Raw genomic sequence first — 7,863 nt, 5'->3', positions numbered from 1 at the left:
CCCGGCCGAACACGTCGACCGCCTGTGCGAATTCGCCGATCTGGGCTTCGACGAGATCTACCTGCATCACGTCGGCCCGGAGCAGCGTCCGTTCATCGACACCTTCGGTGACGCGGTGCTACCGCACCTGCCGTGATCGGTGCTGCCGCACCTGTCGTGATCAGGGCTGACGCGGACCGGGCTGCGCTTCGGGACCGGGGCCGCCCTCGGGACCCGGTTGCCCGCCCGGCTCCGGCTGCGCTCCCGGAACGGGATTACCGGTGGTACCCAGATGTTTGCGGGCGGCGTCCTGCGCCTTGTCGACGTGCTGGGCGTACTTCCCGCCGGTACGTCCGTCGACGTGGTCGCCGGCCTTCTCGATGAAACCGTCGGCCTTGTCCGGATTCTTCTCGGCGTAGTCCTTGCCCTTGTTCACAAGGCCCTTCAGCGAATCCATGAAACCCATAGCGCGGTCCTTCCCTCGTGCAGAGTGCCGTGGGTCCGGGCACACCGAACCATGTGCTCCGAGTCAGTGTACGCCCGGGAGCAGATCGTCGGGGGCCGCGAACAGGCGGCGGTGCTCACCGTGCAGACGGCCCGACACCCACCACAGGATCTCGACGAGGACGACTCCGATCAGGCCGCACGTCACCGCGATCGTCGTGTACGCGACGTTCGACGGATCGAGAGCGAAGAACTCCCGCGTGAACGGCACGGAGAACAGGATCACGTATCCGAGTACCGAACCGGCGAGCAAGGCGATCTTCCACCACTGGTACGGGCGGGCCACCACGGCGAGCACCCACAGCGCGATGATCAGCAACGTGATCAGAGCAGACGTCCCGGCCTGGATCTTCTGCTGCTCGGTCTGGTCGGGACCGCCGTAGACGAGCACGTAACAGACGAAGGTCGCCACACCCACGACGACACCGGACGGGATCGCCAATCGCATCACCCGGGAGACGAAGCCCGAGCGCGCCCGCTCGTTGTTCGGGGCCAGCGACAGCAGGAAAGCGGGGATGCCGATGGTGAACCACGCCGCGATCGTCACGTGCCGGGGCAGGAACGGATAGGGCAACGGTTCGAAGTCGAACACCTGGGACAGCACGCCCGACATACCCACCAGGAAGGCGAGCAGCACCGAGTAGACGGTTTTGGTGAGGAACAGATTGGAGACGCGTTCGATGTTGCCGATCACCCGGCGACCCTCGGCCACCACGTAGGGCAGCGTCGCGAACTTGTTGTCGAGCAGGACTATCTGTGCGACCGCGCGGGTCGCGGGGCTGCCCGATCCCATCGCGACTCCGATGTCGGCGTCCTTGAGGGCGAGGACGTCGTTGACGCCGTCGCCGGTCATGGCGACGGTGTGTCCGCGCGACTGCAGGGCGCCGACCATGGCGCGTTTCTGATCGGGACGGACCCGGCCGAAGGTCGTCGATCCTTCGACGACGTCGGCAAGTTCGTTCTCGGCCTCCGGCAGGGAACGCGCGTCGACGGGAGATGTGCTTCCCGGCAGGCCGAGCGACGAGGCGACCGCGCCGACGGCGATCGCGTTGTCGCCGGAGATGACCTTGACGTCGACATGCTGGCCCGCGAAGTACTCGAGGGTCGGTTTCGCGTCCGGACGCACCCGCTGGTCGAGGACGACGAGCGCGACGGGCGTGACCGTGCCGGGCGCATCCACCGCGTCGACCGGGCGGTCGCTGGAGGCGAGCAACAACACCCGCAACCCGCCGGCTCCGAGTTCCTCGGCGCGTCGCGCCGGCTCGCTGCCCGGATCGAGCAGTACGTCGGGAGCGCCGAGCAACCAGTTGCCGTGCGTGCCGTAGGACTGCCCGCTCCACTTCTTCGCCGACGAGAACGGTGCCACGGCCGTCGGCTCGCCCCAGCCCGGGGCGGTGGGGAACGCCTCCGCGATCGCGAGGACGCTGGAATTGGGACGCGGATCGTCGGCCGCGAGCGCAGCAAGGGCGGCGCCGGCCTCGTCGAGGTCGCTCCCGTCGACGACTTCGACGTCGGCCAGGCGCATGCCGTTCTCGGTCAGCGTGCCTGTCTTGTCGGCACACACCACGTCGACGCGCGCGAGCCCTTCGATCGCCGGCAGTTCCTGCACGAGGCACTGCCGGCGTCCGAGGCGGACGACGCCGACCGCGAACGCGATGGACGTCATGAGCACGAGCCCCTCGGGCACCATCGGCACGAGGGCGGCGACCATGCCGCTCAGCGCGGGGCCGAGCGATTCGCCGCTGGAGAAGAGCTGGTTGTAGATGATCAGCAGACCCGCGGGAATCATCAGGTAGGTGATGAAACGCAGGATCTTGTTGATGCCCGCGTTCAGTTCCGATTTCACGAGGGTGAACTTGCTCGCCTCTTCCGCGAGTCGCGCCGCGTAGGCGTCGCGGCCCACCTTCGTGGCGCGATAGGAGCCGGAGCCGGAGGCGACGAAGCTGCCCGACATCACCGTCGACCCGGGCACCTTGTGCACGGCGTCCGCCTCGCCCGTCAGCAGCGATTCGTCCAGCTCGAGTCCCTGGGCCTCGACCACCTCACCGTCGACGACCAGCTGGTCGCCGGGGCCGAGTTCGATGATGTCGTCGAGCACCACTTCGTGCGGCGCGACCTGCGCGGCGGTGCCGCCCCGGCGCACGACAGGCTTCGTCTGACTGACGATGGCGAGCTTGTCCAGGGTGCGCTTGGCGCGGACCTCCTGGATGATGCCGATTCCGCTGTTCGCGATGATCAGCAGGCCGAACATACCGTCGATGATCGAACCGGTGGCCAGCACGATCAGCAGCAGCACCCCGAGGATCGCGTTGATCCGCGTGAACACGTTGGCCCGGACGATGTCCTCGACCGATCGGGACGCGCGGTCGGGTACATCGTTGGTGAGGCCACGCGCGACCCGCTCGGCGACCTGCTCGGTGGACAGCCCGGTGGCTGCGTGGTCGGGTACGAGGACAGGGGCCTCGCCCGTTCCCACCACCGTCGGGGGCTCTTCTACTGCCATGACGAACCAGATTAGGGTACGAAAGCGAACAACCGGCGTCGTGGCGGGTGGATCAGCTCGACGCAAGCCACCACGGATCGACCGCGACGGGTTTGGATATATCGATCCGTTGCCCCGGCATCGGCACCGCGGTGGTCACCTCCGACTCCCTCGCCGCGGGTAGCAGCCGGGCGACCGGTTCCGACCAGGCGTGGAAGGCGAGATCGAAGGTTCCCCAGTGCACCGGGACGAGCAGGCTGTCGCGCCGGTCGACACCCCCGAGGTCGAGGTGCGTGCGTACCGCCTCCTCGGGATTCATGTGCACGTCGGGCCAGCGCTTGTCGTAGGCGCCGACGGGCAGCAGCGTGAAGTCGAACGGGCCGTAGGCTTCGCCGACATCCGCGAACCGCGGGGTGTAGCCGCTGTCGCCGCCGAAGAACACCCGACGCGTCGGTCCGGTGAACACCCACGACGACCACAGGGTGATGTTGCGCTGGAGACCGCGTCCGGAGAAATGCCGGGCCTCGGTGCACGTGATGCGCAGCCCGTCCACCTCGACGTGCTCGTCCCAGTCGAGTTCGACGATGCGTTCCTCGGCGATCCGCCATCTGCGCAGGTGCGCGCCCACACCGAGCGGTACGACGAAGCGGGCGGTCGGTTGCAGCACGGCGAGACTCTCGACCGTGAACCTGTCGAGATGGTCGTAATGGTCGTGCGAGATCACCACCGCGTCGAGGCGCGGCAGGGTCTGCAACTCGGCCGGCACCGGGTGCAGGCGCGCCGGGCCGACGGTCGGTGACGGCGAGACCCGCTCGCTCCACACCGGGTCGCACAGCACCCGGTAACCGTCGACCTCCACGAGCGTGCTCGAGTGCCCGAACCACGTCACGGCGAGCTCTGCCGCGTCGACCGGAGCGAGATAGGGCGACAACGGCACCTCGGCGCGAGGTCTCCCCCGGGATCCGCGAGTGAGCAGGTCCTTCGCGAAACCGCCCGCCGCCTCGGGGCCGAGCACGGACGCCGGATCGGTGTTGTGGAACCGACCGCCGCGGTAACGGGGCGACGCGGCGGCGTAGGGGCGGATGTCGGAGACCGAGGCGCCGAGGGAACCGGGCAGCCCGTTCACGGCGCGTGCGACCCACAGCGTGCCCGCGCCCGCGAGGGCGGCGGAGACCGCAGACCGGATGTTCATCGTCCGCGGAAGATCGGGTCGCGGCGCTCGGCACGAGCGAGCCGGGCTTCCTGGACGTCTTCGCTGAGCCACGCCGCGGCGAGCGCGGCGGTCTGCTCGGGGGTGGCCTCGTCGCGGGTGCCGTCGTCGTTGAGGAACAACTTCATCGCATGCAACGACAGCGGCGCGAGTTTCGCGATCTCGCGCGCCCATGCCTGAGCGTCGGCGAGGTCACCGATGCGGTTGGCGAGTCCGCGCGCGAGGGCTTCTTCGGCGTGGACGGGCTCGGCGGCGAGGAAGACGGAGCGCGCAGGACCTCCGCCGAGGAGCGAGGCGAGTCGCCGGACGGTCCAGCGATCGACCGAGATGCCCAGTCGTGCAGCGGGTACCGCGAAACGCCCGGTGGGAGCCACGACCCGGAGGTCTGCGGCCAGCGTGAGCTGGGTGCCGGCACCGATGGCGGGGCCGTTGACGGCCGCGATCACCGGGATCGGGGCTTCCACGATGGTGCGCAACATCTCGGCGAGGCTGTCGGTGAATCCTTCGGCGTAGACGTCGCCGGAGAGGTCGGCGCCGGCACAGAAGCTCGTGCCCCGTCCGGTGATCACCATGACCCGCGCGTCGTCGGCCACGGCCTTCTCCACCGCTTCGCGGATCTCCACGCACAACTGCGTGTTGAGCGCGTTCCTGCGCTCCTCGCGTTGCAGTTCCACGGTCACGACGTCGCCGTCGCGGCTGATCCCGATCATGTGCGATCCCCATCCCTTCGTCAGCGAACACCCCGCATCATTCCATCAGTTCGGGCGTGCACTGATCGCCTGATCCGATTTCGGTGGGTCCGGCACCGCTGAGCGGGGGTAGAACCACCGACATCAATGGAACCAGTCGAGGAGCCGGCCCCGCGACCAGCAGCGCGCCACCGCATCCACGCGTTGCCGAGACCCCTCGTACAGCGCGATGCCGACGATGCTGTGGCCGGAGGCAGGGCGATCGCCGAGTGTCGGAACCGACGGCGCGACGCCCACCCCCTCGGCCGACACCCATGCGACCGTCCGCCCCGCAGCGGCGTCCCGGAGGCGGTCGACGAATGCCGGGCGCCGCGGGATCGGGAGACGCGACAGCGCCCAGGTCGTCGTCACGACGGGCAGAGCGTCCTCGGGTACGGCCGCGATCGCTTCGGGCAGCAGGTCCACGATGTCGCCGCGGAACCGGAGGGGTGGATCCACGGCGAACAGAGCGTCCTCGATGTCGGGCCTGTTGCGGGTCACCGCGACGCGCGCGACCACCGGAGGCATCGCCCGGCCGGGGACCGACCCGCCGTTGACGATCGAACAGTTCTCCTGCACAGAAGAATTCGGGTCGCCCAGGAACAGGCCGTCGCTGTAGGTGATGCCCACGCGGTCGACACACAGGTTCAGGGCTGCGGGGCGCCCCACATCGATCAGACCGATCGCGGTCGCTCCCGCGCGGTGGGCAGCCTCGGTGACCGCCGGGTGGAGCACCGCGTAGCGCCCCGTCTCGTCGGTGGCAGTTCTCCCTCGCGCCGTGCCGGCCATGTCTGCTCACTCCTCGTCGTCGGCACGTGGACGGCCGGGCCCGCGCATGCGGCCCACCTCGCGCGGCAGCCGGTCGGCATCGGCGAGGGCACGCCGGAGCAGGAATTCGATCTGAGCGTTGGTGCTGCGCAACTCGTCGGCAGCCCACCGCGCGAGCGCGTCGTGGACTGCCGGGTCGAGGCGCAGCAACACCTTCTTACGTTCGGGCATGCCGCATGATCCCTACTGGTACAGCGATCCCGTGTTGAGGACGGGCTGAGCACTCTGGTCGCCGCACAATACGACGAGGAGGTTCGAGACCATCGCAGCTTTGCGTTCTTCGTCGAGTTCGACGGTGTGTTCGGCCTCGAGGCGGGCCAGTGCGGTTCCGACCATCGACACGGCACCCTTGACGATCTGCTCGCGGGCGGCGATGACGGCACCGGCCTGCTGGCGTCGCAGCATCGCCTGGGCGATCTCGGGTGCGTAGGCGAGCTGGTTGATGCGGGTCTCGATGACGCGGATACCGGCGGACTGCACGCGGTCGTGGACCTCGGCCGAGAGCTTGGTGGTGATCTCGTCGGCGTTCTGGCGCAGCGACATCACTTCCGGCGCACCGTCGTAGGGGTAGGAGCCGGCGATGTGGCGGACCGCGGCCTCGGTCTGGACCGCGACGAATTCCTCGAAGTCGTCGACGTCGAAGACCGCCCGCGCGGTGTCCTCGACCTGCCACACGATCACCGCCGAGATCTCGATGGGGTTGCCGTCGGCGTCGTTGACCTTGGCCTTGCCGGTCTCGTGGTTGCGGATGCGTGTGGAGATCTTGCGCCGGGTGTTGAGCGGGTTCATCCAGCGCAGACCTGGTTCACGCAGGGTGCCGGTGTACGAACTGCCGAGGAGCTGGAGGACGCGCGCCTCGTTCGGCTCGACGAGGACGAGTCCGGCGAGTGACACGAGGGCGAGCACCGCGATCACAGCGCCGACGACGATCAGGGGAACCATCACCTCGACCGCTCCCCAGCCGATCAGCCCGGCGCCGACGGCGACCGCGACCAGAGCGGCGATCAGTACGGGCCAACCGTTGGACGAGGCGCCCGGCCGCTCGGTGGTGACGGGTGATTGCACGATATTCATGTTCCTACCTCCCAGAGTCAAAGCGATATAAAAGTGATATCACATTTATTCGGTGGCCGACAGCGTTCGCTCCGCGCACGGTCCGCGAGAGCGGCATGATGAAGGACAACGATCCGACAGGGAGGCTCGTGATGATCGCCGACGAGGCACTCGATGCTGCCGGCACGCGCACCGCCGACGCGACACCGGTGGACATCGTCGTCATCGGCGCCGGACAGGCCGGCCTGTCGACCGCCTACTTCCTCACGCGATTCGGAGTCGCACCCGAGACCGGATTCGTCGTCCTCGACCGCTCGTTCGGCCCCGGCGGGGCATGGCAGGACCGCTGGCCGTCGCTCACCCTGAACACCGTCAACGGCGTCCACGACCTGCCGGGCCTCGCATTCGCGGACGTCGTCGACACCTCCGCGGGAGAAGTCCCGGCGGCGTCGGCGGTACCGCAGTACTACGCCGCCTACGAGAAGGAGTTCGACCTCCCCGTCCATCGCCCGACCACGGTCCGGGTCGTATGCGACCGCGGCGACCGGTTACGCGTGGAGACCGAGTCGGCCGTCTACGCCGCCCGCGGCATCGTCAACGCGACCGGCACGTGGGAGCGGCCCTTCGTCCCGTGGTATCCGGGGGCCGCGCAGTTCACCGGGCGGCAACTGCACACCAAGGACTACCGGACGGCCGACGAGTTCACCGGACAGCACGTGCTCGTCGTCGGCGGCGGCATCTCGGCGGTGCAACTCCTCGACGAGATCTCCCGCGTCACCGAGACCACCTGGGTGACACGTCGCGAACCCGCTTGGAGGGACGAACCTTTCACGTCCGCACGGGGTCACGCCGCCGTCGCGCTCGTCGAGGACCGGGTGCGACGCGGACTGCCACCCGGATCGGTCGTCTCCGTCACCGGGCTCCCCCTCACCCCGGCGCTGCGCGCCGCACGCGAACGCGGTGCACTGGAGCGGTCGCCGATGTTCTCCGAGATCACCGAGACCGGTGTCCGGTGGAGCGACGGCCGAACCCTCGACGTCGACGTCATTCTGTGGTGCACCGGTTTCCGGAGTTCCCTC

At 68.7% G+C, this 7,863-nt stretch carries 8 protein-coding genes; 1 reads left to right on the top strand and 7 read right to left on the bottom strand.

Annotation, left to right across the window (positions count from 1 at the left end; genetic code table 11):
* Window positions 1–160: 160 nt before the first annotated feature.
* From R1101_RS0111970 to R1101_RS0111940, 7 genes are all read right to left on the bottom strand, one after another.
* Window positions 161–445: an antitoxin gene (locus tag R1101_RS0111970; protein ID WP_016933666.1), complete on the bottom strand. Its 285-nt coding sequence runs from the start codon at window positions 443–445 to the stop codon at window positions 161–163.
* Window positions 446–508: 63 nt separating this feature from the next.
* Entirely contained in the window at window positions 509–2,986 is a 2,478-nt protein-coding gene (locus R1101_RS0111965; RefSeq protein WP_026003181.1) for an HAD-IC family P-type ATPase, read from the bottom strand.
* A gap of 52 nt (window positions 2,987–3,038) precedes the next feature.
* Complete coding sequence (locus tag R1101_RS0111960; protein WP_016933664.1) at window positions 3,039–4,157, bottom strand: MBL fold metallo-hydrolase; 1,119 nt, start codon at window positions 4,155–4,157, stop codon at window positions 3,039–3,041.
* Window positions 4,154–4,885 (bottom strand): enoyl-CoA hydratase, encoded by a 732-nt coding sequence (locus R1101_RS0111955; protein WP_016933663.1) that lies wholly within the window; start codon window positions 4,883–4,885, stop codon window positions 4,154–4,156. Before R1101_RS0111955 ends, R1101_RS0111960 begins: the two co-directional genes overlap by 4 nt.
* Before the next feature lie 123 nt (window positions 4,886–5,008).
* Window positions 5,009–5,692 (bottom strand): DUF2332 family protein, encoded by a 684-nt coding sequence (locus R1101_RS0111950; protein WP_016933662.1) that lies wholly within the window; start codon window positions 5,690–5,692, stop codon window positions 5,009–5,011.
* A gap of 6 nt (window positions 5,693–5,698) precedes the next feature.
* Window positions 5,699–5,902: a hypothetical protein gene (locus R1101_RS0111945; protein WP_016933661.1), complete on the bottom strand. Its 204-nt coding sequence runs from the start codon at window positions 5,900–5,902 to the stop codon at window positions 5,699–5,701.
* A gap of 12 nt (window positions 5,903–5,914) precedes the next feature.
* On the bottom strand, window positions 5,915–6,805 hold the full coding sequence (locus R1101_RS0111940) for an SPFH domain-containing protein (protein WP_016933660.1): 891 nt from the start codon (window positions 6,803–6,805) through the stop codon (window positions 5,915–5,917).
* Between the two features lie 131 nt (window positions 6,806–6,936).
* Here R1101_RS0111940 and R1101_RS26510 point away from each other — a divergent pair.
* The coding region (locus tag R1101_RS26510; protein ID WP_051017524.1) for an NAD(P)-binding domain-containing protein at window positions 6,937–7,863 on the top strand (927 nt) is incomplete at its 3' end.

The sequence above is a fragment of the Rhodococcus sp. R1101 genome, assembly GCF_000278445.1.
Lineage (GTDB): Bacteria > Actinomycetota > Actinomycetes > Mycobacteriales > Mycobacteriaceae > Rhodococcus > Rhodococcus gordoniae.
Note: the sequence above shows the minus strand (reverse complement) of the source record. Positions and strands in the feature narration are given on the sequence as shown.